The organism is Aeromonas mytilicola subsp. aquatica, assembly GCF_044336385.1.
GTDB classification, from domain to species: domain Bacteria; phylum Pseudomonadota; class Gammaproteobacteria; order Enterobacterales; family Aeromonadaceae; genus Aeromonas; species Aeromonas rivipollensis.
In genome coordinates, this window is record NZ_CP172298.1 from 2,603,173 (window position 1) to 2,623,328 (window position 20,156).

A 20,156-nucleotide genomic window follows, 5' to 3' on the forward strand; every position below is an offset into this window, starting at 1 on the left:
CCGGACAGAGCAAGGCGCAGCCCGAGAGCCATACCATGATCGAACGGCGATTAATTGCTACCATGTGCGCATCAAATGGAGACCATCATGCTCAAGCCTCTGCCCGCTCGCCTGTTGCGTTACGCCCTCTATCTCTGCGCCGGTCTGCTCATCTGCGTCACCATCTTGCTCTGGCAGGCCCCCAACCTCATCCAGCGCCACCTGCCGGGCTGGCTCGCCACCCATTATGGTCTGCAGCTCACCCTGGGGAAGATAGAGGTCGGGCTGCGTTCCCCCTCCCTCACCCTGGGGCCCAGCGCCCTGCTCGATGAGCAGCAACATCCCCTGGTGTCGTTCGACGGGTTGCGGCTCATACCCAGACTAAAGGAGAGCTGGCGCCAGAGGGCCCTGGTGCTGGAGGAGCTGACCCTGACCGCCCCCAGGGTGGATCTGGTGCGCCTGGCGGACAACAAGGGAGAGGTTAGTTTCAACCTGACCGAGGCACTCGCCCCCCTGCTCTCGCCAGTGCAAGACCAGACGCCACCGACTGCCACCGAGCCCGTCGTGATAAGCATCGGCAAGCTGGCCCTGGTCCAGGGGCAATTTCACTACCGGGATAGCCGCAAGCAGCGCAGCCCGGGCTGGGTACCGCCCCTGACGCTCGGCAAGATCGCCCTGCAACTGCCCGATTTTTCCAGCGCGCCGACGGCCCTCAACCCCTATCGGCTGAGTGCGACCCTCAATGAGAAGAGCCCCCTCAAGGCCGACGGTGAATTCAACATCATGACGGGGGCCGGCAAGGGGCAGCTCAGCCTCGGCAAGCTGTCCCTCGCCCCCTTGGCCCCGCTTTGGGCCCCCTATGTCAAGGCCACACTGGCCAAGGGAGAGGCCAGCGCCGAGCTGGCGTACCGGCTCACGTCAGGCAAGCAGGGGCTGGCATGGCAGATCTCCAAGGGCAGGCTGACCCTGGCCAACTGGCAGCTCAATAGAAACAAGGGAAGCGAATTCGCCCGCTTCAACCAGCTGGCCCTGACCGGGATCCGGGTCGATGGCAACAAGCAGTCCCTCGAGGTTGGGGCCCTCACCCTCAAGGCACCCGCCGTCACCGCCGTGCTCGATGAGAAGCAGCAACTGGACCTGGCCGCGCTGCTGATCTCGCCGCCCAGCACCAAAGCGGCGGCCAAACAGCCGAAAGCGAGCAAGCCTTGGCGCTGGCAGCTCAAGCAGGCCCGCATCAGCCAGGGGGCGCTCAAGCTGACCGAGTTCAGCAGCGGCAAGCCCCTGCTGCGGGATCTCTCGGGGTTGGAGCTCACTCTGGGGCCCCTCGGCAGCCAACCCGGCCAGAGCAGCCCTCTCACCCTGAAGGGCACCCTGCATCCCCAGGCGACTGTGGCCTTTGATGGCACCCTGGACCTCAGCCCCTTAGCCCTGAACGGCACCCTCAAGCAACAGGGCCTGCCGCTCACCCTGGCCCAGCCCTATCTGCAGGATCTGCTGCGCATCAGCGTGCGGGATGGCCAGCTTGCCAGCCACACCAAACTGGCCCTGACCACGGATGACAAGGGGGTCTTCAGCAAGCTGGACGTCAGCGGTGGGCTCGACATCGAGGGGCTCGACGTGCTGGATCGGGCCGACAACCAGCGACTGCTGCAGATAGACAAGCTGCAACTGAGCGGCCTGCACTATGACGGCATCAGCCAGCAGCTGAAGATAGCCGACATACTGCTGAACAAACCCTTCGCCCGCATCGAGATAAGCGAAACTGGGGTCACCAACGTCCAGCAGTTGCTGCTGCCGCAACCGGCCAGCAAGCAGAGCGCCCCCGCACCGCACATCCTCATCGACCAGGTCCGCACCACCCAGGGCAACCTGCGATTTGCCGATCGCAGCCTGAGCCCGGAATTCGTGGTAGACATCGCCTCCCTCGCGGGCCAGAGCCGCCACATCACCAATATTCCGGGGCAGCGCTCCGAGCTCGACTTCAACGGCAAGGTGGACAGATATGCCCCCGTCACCATAAGGGGCGGCGCCAACCTGCTGATCGCCGATCCCGTGCTCGACGTCGCCGTGGCCTTCAACAATCTGGAGCTCACCACCTTCACCCCCTACTCCAGCACCTATGCCGGCTACGCCATCGACAAGGGGCAGCTCTCCATGAAGCTCAACTACAAGCTGCAGGGCAACCGGCTGGAGGGGGACAACGACATCACCATCAAGAAGCTGCAGCTCGGCGAGAAGGTCAAGAGCGAGCAGGCCAAGGATCTGCCTCTGGGTCTTGCCATCGCCCTGCTGAGCGACGCCAGCGGCGTCATCAAGATGAACCTCAAGGTGAAGGGCAACCTGGATCAGCCGGATTTCAGCCTGGGCAACATCTTCTGGGACGTGCTCGGCAACACCCTCGGCAAGGCCATCACCTCCCCCTTCTCCCTGCTGGCCTCCCTGACCGGCGGCACCAAGGATCTCGATGAGCTCCCCTTCCTGCCAGGCGATCCCACCCTCACCCCGACCCAGCAGAGCAAGCTGACCACCCTGGCCCAGGCACTGAAAGACAGACCCAGGCTCAGCATGAACATCCGCGGCAAGGTCAACTTCAACCAGGAGCGCCCCCTATTGCAGCGCCAGAAGCTGGAGCGGGTGCTGGCCAAGATCACCGGCAGCCCGGTGGATCTCGCCCTGCTGGAGCAGGACCCCGCCCTGCAGAGTGCCCTGGCCGAGGCCTATGAGGCCAAGTTCAGCGAAAACCTCGGCACCCTGGCCGATCGCCTGACGCTCCCGGCGCAGAGCCCGGCTCTGCGCGCCCAGGCAGTGATCCTGTTGCGGGACCAGCAGCTGATCACCGCCAAGTCCCTGCGCAACCTCGCCATGCGCCGAGCCCAGAACACCAAGGAGTATCTGGTGGATACCCAGGGCATCACGCCGGATCGCCTGTTTGTGCTCGACAGCCAGGTCAAGGAGACCGACAAGGAAGCCAAGGTGGTCCTCACCCTGGATAATTGAGCCGCTGTGATGGCCCGGCGAAGGGGGATCTTCCCCCTTCTGGCTCGCCCTCTCTGATCACCGCTTAGCTCTTATCTTTACCATCCACTCGCCCTTAGCCTTGCGCCATTCCTCCCCAGTGAAGAGGCTGACAAGCCGGCACCTGTCCACCCCATGGGAAGATGGGCAAACCCTGCGCACCACACCGGCCTCCTCCCTGGCGGTGGGCAGACAGCCTCTGTGTGCCCGCGCCCTCCCCTCAAGCTGATGGCGAGAAATACGCGGACCTTCCTTCTTGTCCCGCGCCTCCTGAAGGAGATTTGTCGGCTTCGCTGGCCGGATCCCTGTGTCGGGACCAGCAGCGCCACACTCTCCTCTATCCAGCCTCTGTCCGGTCCCAAGTACGCCCCTGCCTGGCGTAGGGACCAGTAACGCAACTCCGGCCTCAACCCTGCCCCAGGGACGTATTTCCTGCGAAACAGGGCGCTGGCAACAGCATGCAGCGGAAGGCTCGGGGTCATCAAAGGGGGTTGAACAACCATTGTCTGATGGCATATGAGATGAATTTTCCACCCGGGCATCCCTTGCTCAAGGGCGAGGCGGTACCCACAACCCGGTCATAGCAGCAGAGGTGTATTTTGTTGCCCGCTTTCATTTCGGGAGCCAAGCACACAAAAAAGCAACATTGAAAACGTTATCCATTCACCTGTCGTCTACCTGAATGGCACGAATGGTTGGTCACTTAAAATTTCGTGTCATTTTTTTACCATTTAGCCCCCTCACCCCCTTGCTCGGGACCAAGAGCCTGCCTAAAATCGCGCGTCTTTTATCAACCCCCACCTCTATTTTTTGGAGAACGCCACGTGAGCGAAAAATTGGCCAACCCTGCCCCTCTGGGTCTGATGGGTTTCGGTATGACCACCATTCTGCTGAACATCCATAACGCAGGTTTCTTCCCCATCAGCGCCATGATCCTGGCCATGGGCCTGTGCTATGGCGGTCTGGCCCAGATCATCGCCGGTATCATGGAGTTCAAGCGTGGCAACACCTTCGGTGTCACCGCCTTCATCTCCTACGGCACCTTCTGGTGGAGCCTGGTGTTCCTGCTGGTGATGCCGACCATGGGTCTGGCCGAAGCCACTCCCCACGCCTACATGGGCTGGTACCTGCTGATGTGGGGCATGTTCACCCTCTTCATGCTGGTTGGCACCGTCAACTTCCCGCGCGTGAAGCAGTTCGTGTTCGCCTCCCTGACAGTGCTGTTCTTCCTGCTGGCCGCCCGTGATTTCACCGGCAGCACCCTGATCGGCACCATCGCCGGTTTCGAAGGCATCATCTGCGGCGCCAGCGCCATCTACCTGGCCATGGCCACCGTGATCAACGAGCAGTTCGGCCGCACTGTGCTGCCGATTGGCGATCACAAGAAAGCCGCCGCCGTGTCGCTCAAGGCTGCCGCATAATCTGCCGCGCCCTGGCGCTCGCGCCCATACAAAAGGCACCCTCGGGTGCCTTTTGTTTTTCTGTCGCCGGGACGCCGGTCAGCTGTGCTCTTCGGCATCCCCCGCCAGCAATCGGGTGGCAGGGAAGCGGGCGGCAGGCTGCTGACCATAGAAGCGGGCGAGCTGCTCGTAGACGGCGGGATAGACGGTCCGCAGGCGCAGGGGCTCGGTGAAGAAGCTCTCGCTGCACACCGCGAAAAACTCGGCGGGGTGGGTGGCGGCATAGGGATCTATCTGCGTCACCTCTCCCCTGGCCAGCTCTGCATTCATCTCATCGAACGCGCTCTGCAGCGCCTGGGTCCATTGCCGCTGATCCATGCCGCTCGGGAGCGGTGGCCCCCCGTCGGCATCCCCCCCCAGCATGTCGAGCTTGTGCGCCAGCTCGTGGATCACCAGGTTGAAGCCATCCCAGTCCCCATCCTGCTGCAACTCGCTCCAGGCCAGCACCAGGGGCCCCTGAGGCCAGGATTCGCCGGCGTTCTCCTCCTCCCACTCGCTCACCAGCCCGAACTCGTCCTGCACCTCCTGACGGCGGGTAACGGGCTCGGGGATGATGATCACCTCGTGAAAGCCGCGATACCACTCCAACCCCAGATGCAGTATGGGCAGCACCGCCTGCAGGGCCAGCACTCCCTGCTGACGGGGGCTGAGCTCGACCCCGAGCTGGGTCAGCGTCTTGCGGGAGAGGAAGTGGCGGGCCAGTTCAATCAGCTGCTGCTCTTCATCGCGGGAAAAGCCCTGCAAGATGGGCACGGCCGCCAGGGCCTGCTGCCACTCCAGCGCCTGCGGGGCATGACGCTCCCCGGGGGATGCAAGACCGAATACCGCTTTCAACCTGGACCAGAACACACAGACTCCTCATGCCACATCAGAATAATTTCACGAACCGTTTCGGCCGCTCGCCATACCCTTGCGCCAAGTAGAAGCGGTGAGCACCCTCGCGCTTTAGGCTGCTGGAGAGCTCCAGCTGACTGCAACCCGAGGCCAGCGCCCGCGCCTCGGCCTCCGCCAGCAGCTGGGCGCCAATGCCGCCGCTCCTTGCACCTTCATCGATAACCAGCGCCGAGATCAGGCCCCAGGCTGGTGCAAGGTGCATGGGTTGCAGCCGATGCCAGATCAGCACCCCCACCATGTCCCCATGACGCTCTGCCACCAGCACCTCCCGAGCGGGATCCGGCTCGGCCAGCCGCTCGTCCACCTCCTCACCCGGGGTGGGATAACCCAGCTGTGCGAACAGCGCCGACAACAGGGCGCCATCCCCCCGCTCGGCGAGACGAATGGTGCAGTTATCTTCTCTCATTGTCACTCCTGGCCTCCTATTTGCACTATGCCCTGCGGGCCCCTGGATCTGGAAAAGATGCACCTGATGGGTAAGTTCCGAATCTTGTCCAGTTCCACGCACCATTTGTTAATGTCAATTCACAAATTAACAAAGTGACAACACTTTTCACTAGGAAGGGCCGATACAAACCGATATGTTAAATCCCGCGGACTAACCAGTCGAAAGTCCCGCACAATACTGAGTGGCCCCCTTGGTCACCGCATATTTCAATGTTAAGGGAGCGAGGCATAGACCTCGCCAAGACAGCGCAACAAAGGAGTTGTTGTACATGAATGAGATCGTCAATGCCATCAATGGCGTGATTTGGAGCCCAGCGCTCATCTATCTGTGTCTGGGGGTGGGCCTCTACTTCTCCCTGCGCAGCCGTTTCCTGCAACTGCGCCACATGAAAGAGATGGTGCGCCTGATGTTTGATGGCAAGAGCACGGATGCGGGTGTCTCCTCCTTCCAGGCGCTGGCCATGACCCTGGCCGGTCGGGTCGGTACCGGCAACATCGCCGGCGTCGCCACCGCCATCACCTTCGGGGGCCCGGGCGCCCTGTTCTGGATGTGGATGGTCGCCTTCCTCGGCGCCAGCTCCGCCTTCGTGGAGTCCACTCTGGGTCAGGTCTACAAGGAGAAGATCAACGGTGAATACCGCGGCGGCCCGGCCTTCTACATCGAGAAAGGGCTCGGCATGAAGTGGTACGCCTGGACCTTCGCCATCGCCACCATCTTCGCCTGCGGCGTGTTGCTGCCAGGGGTGCAAGCGAATTCCATCGGCTCCAGCCTGCAGACCGCCTTTGACATCGATCCGAACGTCACCGCCGCCGGTCTGGCGCTGCTGCTCGGCTTCATCATCTTCGGCGGCGTCAAACGCATCGCCAGCTTCGCCAGTACTGTGGTGCCCTTCATGGCGCTGGGTTACATCATCGTCGCCTGCGTCATCATCGCCCTCAACATCGGCCAGCTGCCAGGCGTCATCCTGCTGATCTGGAAGAGCGCCTTCGGGATGGAAGCCGGTTTCGGTGCCATCCTGGGTCTGGCCATCATGTGGGGCGTCAAACGCGGCGTCTACTCCAACGAAGCGGCTCAGGGCACAGGCCCGCACGCCTCCTCCGCCGCCGCCGTGAGCCACCCGGCCAAACAGGGCCTGGTGCAGGCGTTCTCCGTCTACATCGACACCCTGTTCGTCTGCTCAGCCACCGGCTTTATGCTGCTGATCACCGGCCTGTACAACGTACAGGGACCGGACGGCGCGGCCATCTATACCGGCATCGCCGGCATCGCGGCCGGCCCCGGCTATGTGCAGACCGCCATGGAGAGCATGATGCCCGGCTTTGGCAACTACTTCGTCGCCATCGCCCTGTTCTTCTTCGCGTTCACCACCATAGTGGCCTACTACTACATCGCCGAAACCAACATCGCCTTTATCAACCGCAAGATCAACCGCCCCTGGCTCACCTTCCTGCTGAAGCTGGCTCTGATGGCCTCCACCGTCTACGGCACCGTCAAGACCGCCGATCTGGCCTGGGGTCTGGGTGACATCGGGGTCGGCCTGATGGCCTGGCTCAACATCGGTGCCATACTGCTGCTGCAAAAGCCCGCCTTCGCCTGCCTGAAGGACTATGAGGCCCAGAAGGCCCTGGGGCTGGATCCCGTGTTCCACCCGGAGAAACTCGGCATCAAGAACGCCGACTACTGGACGGGTCGCCGCTCCGAGCAAAACCTGGAGCAAGAGCAATCCGGTCATCCGTTCGAGCCGGACCGCCAGTCCACCTGAACCATTGACCCATAAACAGATAAAAAAATGGCAGCTTAGGCTGCCATTTTTATTTGTGCTCTCTTGAGAGTGAGCGCCGGTTCAGAGCGCGTTGCGGCGGGGTCCGAACGGCAGCCGCCAGCGAAACAGGCTGTTGAGGGTCGCCCGCCACTGGTTGGGGCGCCCCAAGATCTGCTTTTGCAGCCGGGTCTCTTCCTTCAGCATCACCTCATCGCTGCGGGCCCAGGCCTGATGGTAGAGCTGCTTGATCCCCGCCAGCGCATCCGGCGACTTGGTGATCAGGGTCCTGGCGAACTCCCGCGCCGCGTCGAGGGGATCCTCGCAGACCCGGCTCACCAGCCCGAGCGCCCTGGCCTCCAGGGCATCCAGCTCGCGGCCGCTCATGGCCAGCTCCATGGCGGTGTCCACCCCCATCAGATTGCGCAGGGTGACGCTGCCACTCATGTCGGGGATGATGCCCCACTTGATCTCCATCACCGAGAAGCGGCAATCCGGGGTGCTGAAACGAAAATCGGCCCCGAGCGCTATCTGCAGGCCGCCGCCGAAACAGACCCCCTGGGTCACGGCGATCACCGGCACCGGCAACTGGTGCCAACCATAGGCGACCCGCTGGGCCAGGTTGGTCGCCTCATCCGCCTCACGTCTCAATATGTCCAGGGCAGCCACCGGCTGCCTCAGCATGGATTTCACATCCAGCCCGGCGCAGAACGCCCGCCCCTCGCCGTGCAGGATCACAGCCCGCAGCCCCTTGTGGCGCGCAAGCTGGTTCAGCGTCTCGTCGATGGCGCCGAACATGGCCCTGTCCAGCGCATTGAGCTTGTCCCCCCGGGTCAGCATCACCTCGGCGATGCCGTCCCGGATCTCGCACCTGATCCTTGGCTTGTCCATTTCCTTCCTCTTCCTTGTGCCGACACTGGTCATACCACAACGTTACCAGAGTGTTATCGGCAGGTACAGGGAGGCCAGCCCGGCTCTGCGACTAAAGTCGGCTGGCCCCGCCCTGGCCCCTTTGCCAGACTGGCCCCATGCCCACAGGCCGAGAATTGTCATGTCACTTCTGTTCGATTTTTCCCGCCCCCCCTTTGACTGCCTGGGTGAAGCGGCCCGTGAACGGCTCGGCCAGCGCCTCAGCATCTGCTACTTTCGCGCCGGCCAGACGGTGCAACAGCCGGGGGATGAGCCCCCCGGCCTCTACCTCGTCATCAAGGGCGCGGTGGAGGAGTCGGCACCCCACCAGCCCTTCGGCGACTATGGCGTGGGGGACATGTTCGATGTGCGCGCCCAGTTCGACGGCCGCTGTCGCCATCGTTTCAGCGCCCTGGAGGACACCCTCTGCCAGCTGATCCCCCGCGACACCTTCCAGGGGTTGTGCGACGCGCACCCCGCCTTCGCACACTATTTCACCGCCACCCTGGCCGAGCGTCAGCGAGAGCAGGAGCGCCGCGGCCAGCTCGGGCAACAGAACCTGGCGGAATTCATCCTGACCCGCATCGACCCAGGCCACCTGCAGCCGCCCCTGCAGCTGGACAGCCAGACCAGTCTGCTGGCCGCCAGCGAAGCCATGGCCAGCCGGGGCACAGATTGTCTGCTCTATCCCGCCGCTGACGGCAGCCTGAGCCTCGCCACCCGCAAGACCCTGCTCCATGCCCTGACCCTCAAGGGACTGCCCCTGACGGCGCCGCTGGCGGTGCTGACCCCGGCGCCGCTGATCGGCCTGGCGCAAGGCAGCTATCTGTTCGACGCCCTGCTGCTGATGACCCGCCACCGCATCAAGCGGCTGGTCATCTGGCAGGGGCAGGAGGTGGCGGGGATACTGCACCTGGCCCAGGTGCTGGGACTCTTCTCCGCCCACTCCCATGTGCTGACCCTGCGCATCGCCCGGGCAGACAGCCAGGCGGCCCTGGAGGCGGTAGCCAGGGAGCAGCAGCAACTCATTCGCACCCTGTTTGCCCAGGGGATCCATACCCTGTTTCTGATGAAGCTCATCGCCACCATCAACGAGCAGTTGATCGCCAAGGCCTTCGCCCTGGTGATCCCCCCCGAGGTACAGGAGCAGGTGTGCCTGCTGATGCTGGGCTCGGAGGGGCGCGGTGAGCAGATCCAGAAGACCGATCAGGACAACGCCCTGATCCTGCCGGATGGCCTGCATTGGCCAGATCGGCAAGCCGATCTGGCCGCCTTCAGCGCCCTGCTCGCCCGGCTCGGCTATCCCCCCTGCCCGGGGAAGGTGATGGTCAGCAATCCGGAGTGGGTCAAGGGTGCCCGCCAGTGGCAGGACGAGATAGAACAGGCATGCGTGCGCGCCAGCGAGGCCGACCTGCTGTGGCTCGCCACCCTGGCCGATGCCCAGGCCATCATGGGGGATCGCCCCCTGCTCGCCCCCCTCGCCCGCCACCTGAGAGAGCGCCTGGCCGACAGGCCGGATCTGCTGGCGGAGATGGCCCGGGCGGCGGTCGCCTTTCACACCCCCCTCACCCTCTTTGGCCGGCTGGAGCAGGCCCCCGAGGGGCTGGATCTCAAACGTGGCGGCCTCTTCCCCCTGGTGCACGGCCTGCGGGTGCTGGCCCTGGAGGCAGGAGTGCTGGAGACCTCGACCCTGGGGCGGATCGACGCCCTGGTGGCCGCGGGACGCCTCAGCCCCGACTATGGCGCCAACCTGGCGGAAGCCTTCCGGCTCTTCATCCGCTTGCGGCTGCGCAGCCAGCTCAAGGATGGCGACAGCCGGGTACAGGTCGCCGAACTCGCCCACGGTGAGCGGGATCTGCTGCGTCATGCCCTGCATCAGGTGAAGAAGTTCCAGCAGTGGCTCACCTTGCACTTTCGTCTTAGGCAATAGGCATGTGGCGCCACTGGCGACGTCGTTGGCTGGGTCGGGGTTTTTGGGACGGGGAGTTTGCCCCGCTCTTTGCGACGCCCCCAAAGGAGGAGTGGGTGGCACTGGATTTCGAGACCACCAGCCTGGATCCCGCCAAGGCGGAGATCGTCTCCATCGGGGCTGTGCGCATCCAGGGCAACCGGGTGTTGACCGGCGAGGCCCTCACCATCAGGGTGCAGCCACCGGCCAGCCTGAGCGCGCACTCCGTGGTGATCCACGGCCTGCGCCATCAGGATCTGCAACAGGGCATGGCGCTGGAGGCCGCGCTGCGCCTGCTGCTGGCCTTCATCGGGCCCCGCGAACTGGTGGGCTACCACATCGCCTATGATCTGCGGATCCTCAATCTGGCCTGCCAGCGGCACTGGGGGCTGCGCCTGCCCCAGCGTGGCATAGAGGTGAGCCGGCTCTATCACGATCAGCTCTTTCGGCGCTATCCCGACGCCGTCATCGACCTGCATCTGGCCGCCATCTGCCAGCATCTGGGGCTGCCGCCCCTGCCCCTTCACGACGCCCTGAGTGACGCCACCACCGCCGCCCTCATCTTCCTGCGCCTGCATCAGGGCGGCCCCCTGGCTTATCCCAAAGTCTAATTGTCCGAAAATAACATTTGCTTCACATTTTGATTACATGAGCAGCCCCCTGCTCGGTAGGGACACCCTTCAATCACAGCTGACACAACCGTCACGGAGAACTGCAATGGAACAGCAACGTTATCTGAGGATCCAGCAAGATCCCAACTTCCAGGAGCTGGTCAGCAAACGCCAGCGTTTCGCCTGGACCCTCTCCATCCTGATGCTGGGGCTCTACCTGGCGTTCATCCTGCTCATCGCCTTCGCCCCGGGCTGGCTCGGCACCCCGCTCAGCGAAGGCTCCAGCATCACCCGCGGCATCCCGGTTGGCGTGGGCCTCATCGTCTCCTCCTTCGTGCTGACCGGCATCTATGTGCTGCGGGCCAACGGCGAATTTGACGAGCTGAACCAGAAGATCCTCAAGGGAGTGCAATCATGAAAGGCAAGTCTCTGCTGCTGCTCACCGGCCTGGTCTCCACTCCCTTGCTGGCGGCCGATGCGCTGACCGGCGAGGTGCAACGCCAGCCCCTCAACATCTCGGCCATAGTGATGTTCGTGGCCTTCGTGGCCGCCACCCTGTTCATCACCTACTGGGCCTCCAAGCGCAACCGCTCGGCCTCCGACTACTATGCGGCCGGCGGTCGCATCACCGGCTTCCAGAACGGTCTGGCCATCGCCGGTGACTACATGTCCGCCGCCTCCTTCCTCGGCATCTCCGCCCTGGTATACACCTCGGGCTATGACGGCCTCATCTACTCCATCGGCTTCCTGGTGGGCTGGCCCATCATACTGTTCCTGATCGCAGAGCGGCTGCGCAACCTCGGCAAGTACACCTTCGCCGACGTGGCCTCCTATCGCCTCAAACAAACCTCGGTACGCAGCCTCTCCGCCAGCGGCTCCCTGGTGGTAGTGGCCCTCTACCTCATCGCCCAGATGGTGGGTGCCGGCAAGCTCATCGAGCTGCTGTTCGGCCTGCAATACCATGTGGCCGTGGTGCTGGTCGGCATACTGATGGTGCTCTACGTGCTGTTCGGCGGTATGCTGGCCACCACCTGGGTCCAGATCATCAAGGCGGTCATGCTGCTCTCCGGCGCCTCCTTCATGGCCATCATGGTGATGAAGTCCGTCAACTTCGACATCGGCGCCCTGTTCAGTGAAGCGGTCAAGGTCCATGCCAATGGCGCCGCCATCATGAGCCCGGGTGGCCTGGTGGCCGACCCCATCTCCGCCATCTCCTTAGGGCTGGCCCTGATGTTCGGCACCGCCGGTCTGCCCCACATCCTGATGCGTTTCTTCACCGTGAGCGACGCCAAGGAAGCCCGTAAATCTGTGTTCTATGCCACCGGCTTCATCGGCTACTTCTACATCCTGACCTTCATCATCGGCTTCGGTGCCATCCTGCTGGTCAGCACCAACCCGGACTTCAAGGACGCCACCGGCGCCCTGCTGGGAGGCACTAACATGGCGGCCGTCCATCTGGCCGACGCCGTGGGTGGCAGCCTGTTCCTCGGCTTCATCTCCGCCGTGGCCTTCGCCACCATACTCGCTGTGGTCGCCGGGCTGACCCTGGCGGGTGCCTCTGCGGTCTCCCACGACCTCTATGCCTGCGTCATCAAGGAAGGCAAGGCCAACGAAGCCGACGAGCTGCGCGTCTCCAAGATGACTACGCTAGTGCTGGGTGTGGTCGCCATCGGTCTGGGCATACTGTTCGAGAAGCAGAACATCGCCTTCATGGTGGGCCTGGCCTTCTCCATCGCGGCAAGCTGCAACTTCCCGGTGCTCTTCCTCTCCATGTTCTGGTCCCGCCTCACCACTCGCGGCGCCGTCTACGGTGGCTGGCTGGGCCTAATCAGCGCCGTGACCCTGATGATCCTGGGCCCGACCGTGTGGGTGAAGGTGCTGGGCCATGCCCAGGCCATCTTCCCCTACGAGTACCCGGCGCTCTTCTCCATGGGGTTGGCCTTCGTCGGGATCTGGTTCTTCTCGGTCACCGACAAGTCCCAGAACGCCAGCGAGGAACACCAGAAGTTCTTCCCGCAATTCGTCCGCTCCCAGACCGGGCTCGGTGCCTCCGGCGCCTCCGCCCACTAAGGTTGTCTGACCGCCCCAAAGCCGGCCCTGTGCCGGCTTTTCTTATTCCGGACCTCCCCTCTCGCCTCCCCCTTCCCGCCCTCCCGGCAAGTGGCGGCTTTCTCGCCAGCTGGCCCCCGGTGCAATGGGCCCCGATCACAGTTCTTGCTAAAACTTTCGGGGGATCTGTGCCATAATGCGCGCCATTTGACAGACAACCTGGGACATCTCCTTTGTTAAGCAGCAACAACATCACCATGCAGTTCGGCGCCAAGCCGCTGTTTGAGAACATCAGCGTCAAGTTTGGCGGCGGCAACCGCTACGGCCTCATAGGCGCAAACGGCTGTGGCAAGTCCACCTTCATGAAGATCCTCGGCGGCGATCTGGAGCCCACTGGCGGTAATGTGAGCCTGGACGTCAACGAGCGCATCGGTAAGTTGCGCCAGGATCAGTTCGCCTACGAAGAGATGCGCGTGCTGGACGTGGTCATGATGGGCCATAGCGAGCTGTGGGCCGCCATCGCCGAGCGCGATGCCATCTATGCCAACCTCGACGCCACCGACGACGACTACATGAAGGCCGCCGAGCTGGAAGGCCTGGTCGCCGAGTATGACGGTTACACCGCCGAGGCCCGTGCCGGCGAGCTGCTGCTGGGTGCCGGCATCCCCATCGAGCTGCACAACGGCCCCATGAGCGAAGTGGCCCCGGGCTGGAAACTGCGGGTGCTGCTGGCACAAGCGCTGTTCTCCAACCCCGACATCCTGCTGCTGGACGAGCCGACCAACAACCTGGACATCAACACCATTCGCTGGCTGGAGCAGGTGCTCAACGATCGTGAAAGCACCATGATCATCATCTCTCACGACCGTCACTTCCTGAACTCCGTCTGCACCCACATGGCGGATCTGGACTACGGCGAGCTGCGCGTCTACCCGGGCAACTACGACGAGTACATGACGGCGGCCACCCAGGCCCGCGAGCGTCTGATCTCCGACAACGCCAAGAAGAAGGCCCAGATTGCCGACCTGCAATCCTTCGTCTCCCGATTCAGTGCCAACGCCTCCAAGTCGAGCCAGGCCACCTCCCGCCTCAAGCAGATCGACAAGATCAAGATTGAGGAAGTGAAGGTCTCCAGCCGTCAGAACCCCTTCATCCGCTTCGAGCAGGATAAGAAGCTGTACCGCAACATCCTGGAAGTGGAAGGGGTGTCCAAAGGCTATGGTGAGGCGCCGCTGTTCAAGGGCCTCAGCATGATGCTGGAAGTGGGCGAGAAGGTCGCCATCCTGGGTACCAACGGCATAGGTAAATCCACCCTGATCAAGACCCTCATGGGCGAGCTGGCACCGGACAGCGGCACCATCAAGTGGTCCGAGAACGCCCAGATCGGCTACTACGCCCAGGATCACGCCGACGATTTCGACAGCGATCTCAACGTGTTCGACTGGATGGCCCAGTGGAAACAGGCCAACGAAGACGAGCAGGCGGTACGCTCTGTGCTGGGTCGTCTGCTGTTCACCCAGGACGACATCAAGAAGCCGGTCAAGGTACTCTCCGGTGGCGAACAGGGTCGCATGCTGTTCGGCAAGCTGATGATGCAGCGTCCCAACATCCTGATCATGGATGAGCCGACCAACCACCTGGACATGGAATCCATCGAATCCTTGAACTTGGCGTTGGAGATGTACCAAGGCACCCTGATCTTCGTCTCTCACGACCGTGAGTTCGTGTCGTCCCTGGCGACCCGCATCATGGAACTGACCGAGAACGGTATCCGCGACTTCGGCGGTACCTACGAGGATTACCTGCGCAGCCAAGGCGTGGTGTAACCCCCCGGGTTTTCCATCATGAAACCGGCGCCAATGGCGCCGGTTTTTTTATGCCTCCAAGCCCCCCTCTGCGAGCGGCTCCCACTGCGAGAGAAGGGCTGAGGATGGGGACCAGAGTGAGGCGCGTTGTTATGCCCTATCCGGCTTATCCCCTGCCAGGATAGGCAGCACAAGCCCGTGCCAGTCCCCTTCCCTCTTCAGCCCGCCCGCGCTTGCCGAGCGAAGCATTGTCGGGACATAAAAAAACGGCTCCATCAAGGAGCCGTTTTCAGTTGAGGGCGAGGGTCGATTACTCGACGGTCGCCTCCACGTCGGTGAAGTACTCAATCTTGGCCGCTTTGCGCAGCTCGTCGATCAGCGACTTGTAGTCTGCCTGGGCCTTGCCCTGACCGAGCTGGCCTTGCAGCAGGCTCACCATCTGGGACGGCTCCTTGGTCACGTTGACCTTGTCCAGCGCCACCACCACGCGATCGCCATTGGCTTCGGCCACCAGCTCGACGCTCGGCTTGCCGTCCTTCGGATGGGGCATGCGGAACGCCTGGGCCAGCAGGTTCTGATCCATCTCCTGGGCGAAGCGGGAGACACCCTTGTGGCTCTCCACCTTCAGCCCGAGGGCAGTCAGATCGGCCTGGATGTCCTCGCCGGCGTGCAGCTTGTCGAGCAGGCCCTGGGCCTTGCCACGGGCTACTTCGCTGGCCTTCTCATGCTTGATGGCCGCAATCACCTGGTCTTTCACCTCCGCCAGCGGCTTGGCCGCCTTCGGCTGGTGACCCATGATGTGCAGCACCAGCGCCTTGCCATCGGCGAGCTCGATCACGTCGGAGTTGGTGTTGTCATCGCGCAGCTGTTCGGAGAACGCCACCGCAAGCACCTTGGGATCATTGAGGGGCGCCTGGGCATCGGCCTGGCTGAAGTAATCAGACGAGACCACCTTCATACCCATGGTTTCGGCGGTCAAGTCCAGCGAATCCGGGTTCTCGAAGCTGCTGTCGGCCATCTTCTGCTGCTCGGCGAAGAACAGCTCCTTGGCCTTGTCCGCTTGCAGACGGGTGATGGTTTCGCTCATCACATCCACGAACGGCTTGGTCTTGGCAGGCTCGACGGCCAGCAGCTTGATGATGTGGAAACCGAACGGGCTCTTCACCACAGCGGAGAGATCCCCCGCCTTGGCCAGCGCAAAGGCAGCCTGCTCGAAGGCCGGATCCATCACCCCTTTCTCGAACCAGTCCAGTTCGCCGCCCTTCTTGGCGGAGAAGGTGTCGCTGGAGTTGGCTTTGGCCAGGGTAGCAAAGTCTTCACCGCCCTTGACCTTGGCCAGCAGCTCGTCGGCCTGCTTCTGGGCCGCCTTCTCGTCCTTGCCGAAGGGGATCAGGATGTGTGCCACACGGCGACGCTCGGCACGCTGGAACAGGTCCTGGTGCTGATCGTAGTAATCCTGGGCATCCTGCTCGGTCACCTTGATGTTCTTGCCAAGGTTGGCGGCATCGAGCAACAGGTAGTCGACCTTGACCTTCTCGTCGTTCATGAAGCGGCCGCTATTGGCCTTGTAGAACTGATCCACCTCGGCGTCGCTCACCTCGACCTCACCCATGTAGGCGGAGGCAGCCAGGCGCACCAGGCGCAGGTCCCGGGTCTGGTTGTAGAGCTTGTCGAGCTGCTCGGCCTCGCCCTTGAGGGCGAACTCGGAGCCCAGCAGGGCGCCCATCAGTTGCTGGCGCACCATGTCCTGGCGCAGGGAGTCGCGGAACATCTCGGGGGTCATGCCGGCACGGCGGATCAGCTGCAGGTAACGATCGTTGTTGAACTTGCCGTCCTCGGCAAACTCCGGCATCTCCACGATGGCCTGCTTGATCTGCTCGTCACTGACCCGCAGGCCGAGCTGACGGGCCTTGTCATCGATCAGCGCCTGATCGATCAGCCTGTCCAGCACGCCGCGGCGGAACTGTTTCATGTAATCAGGGTTGGCGGCCAGCTGGTTGAAGGCCTCACCCATTTGGGATTCCATGCGGGCCCGCTCGTTGCGATAGGCATTCTCCAGTGCAGGGGCACTGATGTCATTGCCGTTGACGGTAGCGGGGGCGGTACGTGCCGGGCCATTGAGGTAGCTGCCTACACCGGCCAAGGCAAAGGAGAGGATGATCAGGCCCAAGATAACCTTGGCTACCTTGCCCTGCGCCCCTTCGCGTAGTTTATCCAACATCATGTTTGTACTTATGCTCCCGAACTCGATGGGCATGAATAATGAAAAGGCGCACCGATTGCGATGCGCCTTGGTCAATCAGTATGAGGGAGAGCCCTCTCACTTGTCTGGTCAGCGACCAAGGTCGGAGCCGATGAAAATCAGCGCCCGGCTTAGTTGACCGCGTCTTTCAGGGCCTTGCCGGCTTTGAAGGCAGGAACTTTACCGGCAGCGATTTCGATGGTCGCACCAGTTTGCGGGTTACGGCCAGAACGAGCGGCACGCTCGCGCACGGCGAAAGTCCCGAAGCCAACCAGAGCAACCTGGTCACCCTCTTTCAGGGCTTCGCCCACGGCGTCAATGAAAGCATCCAGCGCACGGCCAGCGGCAGCTTTGGAGATATCAGCACCGTCTGCAATCTTGTCAATCAGTTGAGATTTATTCACTCTTATATTCCCCTTTTATCGAACATCGCTGCGGCACTGATTTCCCTGGCCACAACAAGTGGAGGTTTTATAACAAGCCTCCTGATCAGTTGCAAGTGACAATCTGGCGCAAACCCGCGCCACATCACGCATTGCGACTCATCATGAGTACCCGATCGGTGGTCAAGGCTACTTCCGTTATCCGGCGCATGCAAGCCTTAACCACCCCCCGAATGCGCCAAATTTGCGGCGCATCAACATTTACACGACAGAAACGCGTTCGAAACCCTGCGGATTGTCCTGCAACGCCAGTGCAAGCACCTCATCAATCCAGCGAACCGGATAAATTTCAAGGTCTTGTTTGACATTGTCCGGGATCTCCTCGAGATCTCGTTCGTTCTCTTTCGGGATAAGCACCCGCTTGATGCCGCCACGGTGAGCCGCCAGCAGTTTTTCCTTGAGACCGCCGATGGGCAGCACTTCGCCGCGCAGGGTGATCTCCCCCGTCATGGCCACGTCGGCACGCACCGGGTTGCCGGTGAGGCTGGAGACCAGGGCGGTACACATGGCGATACCGGCGCTCGGGCCGTCTTTCGGGGTCGCCCCTTCCGGCACGTGCACGTGGATGTCGCGCTTCTCGTAGAAGTCGGCGTTGATGCGCAGCTTCTCGGCACGGGCCCGCACCACCGTCATGGCGGCCTGGATAGACTCCTGCATCACATCACCGAGGGAACCGGTGTAAGTGAGCTTGCCCTTGCCCGGCACGTTGGTGGTCTCGATGGTGAGCAGATCGCCCCCCACTTCGGTCCACGCCAACCCGCACACCTGGCCTACCTGGTTCTGATCGGTGGCCTTGCCGTAATCGAAACGCTGTACCCCGAGGAACTCCTTGAGGTTCTCCTGATTGACCTGAACATGCTTGATGCTCTTGTCCAGCAGGATGCGTTTGACCGCCTTGCGACAGATCTTGGAGATCTCGCGCTCCAGGCTACGCACCCCCGCCTCGCGGGTGTAGTAGCGGATGACGCCGACCAGAGCAGAATCCTCGATGGTGATCTCGGACTCTTTCAGACCGTTGCGCTGGATCTGCTTGGCCAGCAGATGCTGCTTGGCGATGTTGAGCTTCTCGTCCTCGGTGTAACCGGACAGACGGATCACTTCCATCCGGTCCAGCAAGGGACCCGGGATGTTCATGGAGTTGGAGGTGGCCACGAACATCACGTCTGACAGGTCATAATCCACTTCCAGATAGTGATCGTTGAAGCTGCTGTTCTGTTCGGGATCCAGCACTTCCAGCAGGGCGGACGCGGGATCGCCGCGCATGTCCGAGCTCATCTTGTCGATTTCGTCGAGCAGGAACAGCGGGTTCTTCACGCCGACTTTCGCCATCTTCTGGATGAGCTTGCCGGGCATGGAGCCGATATAGGTGCGGCGGTGACCGCGGATCTCAGCCTCGTCACGCACGCCACCGAGCGCCATGCGCACGTACTTGCGACCGGTCGCCTTGGCGATGGACTGACCCAGCGAGGTCTTGCCCACACCGGGAGGCCCGACCAGACAGAGGATGGGGCCCTTGAGCTTGTTCACCCGTGCCTGTACCGCCAGGTACTCGAGGATGCGATCCTTGACCTTGTCCAGGCCATAGTGATCCGAATCCAGCACCTCTTGTGCCTTGGCGAGATCTTTCTTGACCTTGGAGCGGGCCTTCCACGGCACCTGCACCATCCAGTCCACATAGCTGCGCACTACTGTGGCTTCGGCGGACATGGGGGACATCATCTTCAGCTTGGCAAGCTCGGCCAGGGCCTTCTCACGGGCATCGTCCGGCATCCCCGCCTCGTCAATCTTGCGATTGAGGGCTTCGAATTCGTCCGGGCTGTCTTCCAGCTCACCCAGCTCTTTCTGGATGGCCTTCATCTGCTCGTTGAGATAGTACTCCCGCTGGCTCTTCTCCATCTGCTTCTTGACCCGGGAGCGGATGCGCTTCTCGACCTGCAAGAGGTCGATCTCCGACTCCATCATGGCCATCAGAAACTCGATGCGCTCGGACACAGAGGCGATTTCCAGCACCTTCTGCTTGTCTTCGAGCTTGAGCGGCATGTGGGCAGCCATGGTGTCAGCCAGGCGCGCCGCATCGTCGATCGCCGAGATCGAGGTCAGCACCTCGGGCGGGATCTTCTTGTTGAGCTTGATGTAGCCTTCAAACTGGCCGATGGCGGAGCGCACCAGCACATCCTGATCCTTCTCCTCGATGGGGGCAGACGCTATGTACTGCGCCTCACCGACGAAGAAGTCCTTGTCATCGATCATCCGCTCAAGACGGGCACGCTGGCCCCCTTCCACCAGCACCTTGACGGTGCCGTCAGGCAGCTTGAGCATCTGCAAAATGTTGGCCACTGTCCCGACGGAGAAGATCTCCTCCACCGTCGGCTCGTCAGTTGACGCATCCTTCTGGGCCACCAGCAGGACTTTCTTGTCCTGCTCCATGGCCGCTTCCAGACAGCGAATGGATTTTTCCCGCCCCACAAAGAGTGGAATGACCATGTGGGGGTAAACCACCACGTCACGAAGAGGCAGGACGGGAATCTCGATGCGTTCTGAACGCTCTAGGTTCATATATGTCCTCTCGGCTTGTTATACCGTTGGCAAAGCGC

14 protein-coding genes are annotated in these 20,156 nt (G+C 62.3%); 8 read left to right on the forward strand and 6 right to left on the reverse strand.

All coding sequences use genetic code 11. From position 1 onward, the window contains the following. The first annotated feature begins 75 nt into the window (after positions 1 to 75). Both ACFWHB_RS11995 and ACFWHB_RS12000 read left to right on the forward strand, forming a co-directional pair. Positions 76 to 2,976: a DUF748 domain-containing protein gene (locus tag ACFWHB_RS11995; RefSeq protein WP_395948491.1), complete on the forward strand. Its 2,901-nt coding sequence runs from the start codon at positions 76 to 78 to the stop codon at positions 2,974 to 2,976. Positions 2,977 to 3,818: 842 nt separating this feature from the next. Next, complete coding sequence (locus ACFWHB_RS12000) at positions 3,819 to 4,415, forward strand: acetate uptake transporter (protein WP_163136871.1); 597 nt, start codon at positions 3,819 to 3,821, stop codon at positions 4,413 to 4,415. A 78-nt stretch (positions 4,416 to 4,493) separates the two neighbouring features. Here the strand turns inward: ACFWHB_RS12000 and ACFWHB_RS12005 are convergent, their stop codons facing one another. Together ACFWHB_RS12005 and ACFWHB_RS12010 are read right to left on the reverse strand one after the other, a co-directional pair. Beyond that, positions 4,494 to 5,303: a zinc-dependent peptidase gene (locus ACFWHB_RS12005; protein WP_395948492.1), complete on the reverse strand. Its 810-nt coding sequence runs from the start codon at positions 5,301 to 5,303 to the stop codon at positions 4,494 to 4,496. Positions 5,304 to 5,322: 19 nt separating this feature from the next. Next, positions 5,323 to 5,754, reverse strand: coding sequence for a GNAT family N-acetyltransferase (locus tag ACFWHB_RS12010; RefSeq protein ID WP_395948493.1), 432 nt, complete (start codon positions 5,752 to 5,754; stop codon positions 5,323 to 5,325). A 310-nt stretch (positions 5,755 to 6,064) separates the two neighbouring features. On the opposite strand from ACFWHB_RS12010, the gene ACFWHB_RS12015 reads away from it, so the two are divergent. Further along, entirely contained in the window at positions 6,065 to 7,558 is a 1,494-nt protein-coding gene (locus ACFWHB_RS12015) for an alanine/glycine:cation symporter family protein (RefSeq protein ID WP_042653678.1), read from the forward strand. A gap of 81 nt (positions 7,559 to 7,639) precedes the next feature. On the opposite strand, the gene ACFWHB_RS12020 is transcribed toward ACFWHB_RS12015, so the two are convergent. Then, complete coding sequence (locus ACFWHB_RS12020; protein WP_395948494.1) at positions 7,640 to 8,446, reverse strand: crotonase/enoyl-CoA hydratase family protein; 807 nt, start codon at positions 8,444 to 8,446, stop codon at positions 7,640 to 7,642. A 160-nt stretch (positions 8,447 to 8,606) separates the two neighbouring features. Here ACFWHB_RS12020 and ACFWHB_RS12025 point away from each other — a divergent pair, with 160 nt between their 5' ends. From ACFWHB_RS12025 to ACFWHB_RS12045, 5 genes are all read left to right on the forward strand, one after another. Further along, positions 8,607 to 10,394, forward strand: coding sequence for a putative nucleotidyltransferase substrate binding domain-containing protein (locus ACFWHB_RS12025; RefSeq protein WP_395948495.1), 1,788 nt, complete (start codon positions 8,607 to 8,609; stop codon positions 10,392 to 10,394). 2 nt (positions 10,395 to 10,396) lie between these two features. Further along, complete coding sequence (locus ACFWHB_RS12030) at positions 10,397 to 11,023, forward strand: 3'-5' exonuclease (protein WP_395948496.1); 627 nt, start codon at positions 10,397 to 10,399, stop codon at positions 11,021 to 11,023. A gap of 106 nt (positions 11,024 to 11,129) precedes the next feature. Further along, positions 11,130 to 11,441, forward strand: a complete 312-nt coding sequence (locus ACFWHB_RS12035) for a DUF485 domain-containing protein (protein ID WP_005324119.1) — start codon at positions 11,130 to 11,132, stop codon at positions 11,439 to 11,441. Continuing rightward, the gene (locus ACFWHB_RS12040; protein ID WP_106886929.1) at positions 11,438 to 13,093 is read left to right on the forward strand and encodes a cation acetate symporter; all 1,656 of its coding nucleotides are present in this window, start codon (positions 11,438 to 11,440) and stop codon (positions 13,091 to 13,093) included. The genes ACFWHB_RS12035 and ACFWHB_RS12040 overlap by 4 nt, the downstream gene beginning before the upstream one ends. A gap of 212 nt (positions 13,094 to 13,305) precedes the next feature. Then, positions 13,306 to 14,898 (forward strand): ABC-F family ATPase, encoded by a 1,593-nt coding sequence (locus ACFWHB_RS12045; protein WP_395948497.1) that lies wholly within the window; start codon positions 13,306 to 13,308, stop codon positions 14,896 to 14,898. 289 nt (positions 14,899 to 15,187) lie between these two features. Here the strand turns inward: ACFWHB_RS12045 and ppiD are convergent, their stop codons facing one another. From ppiD to lon, 3 genes are all read right to left on the reverse strand, one after another. Next, complete coding sequence (gene ppiD, locus ACFWHB_RS12050) at positions 15,188 to 17,101, reverse strand: peptidylprolyl isomerase (RefSeq protein WP_171276063.1); 1,914 nt, start codon at positions 17,099 to 17,101, stop codon at positions 15,188 to 15,190. A 149-nt stretch (positions 17,102 to 17,250) separates the two neighbouring features. Next, positions 17,251 to 17,523, reverse strand: a complete 273-nt coding sequence (gene hupB, locus ACFWHB_RS12055) for a nucleoid-associated protein HU-beta (protein ID WP_005315375.1) — start codon at positions 17,521 to 17,523, stop codon at positions 17,251 to 17,253. Positions 17,524 to 17,763: 240 nt separating this feature from the next. Continuing rightward, positions 17,764 to 20,118 (reverse strand): endopeptidase La, encoded by a 2,355-nt coding sequence (gene lon, locus ACFWHB_RS12060; RefSeq protein ID WP_043130769.1) that lies wholly within the window; start codon positions 20,116 to 20,118, stop codon positions 17,764 to 17,766. Positions 20,119 to 20,156: the final 38 nt, after the last annotated feature.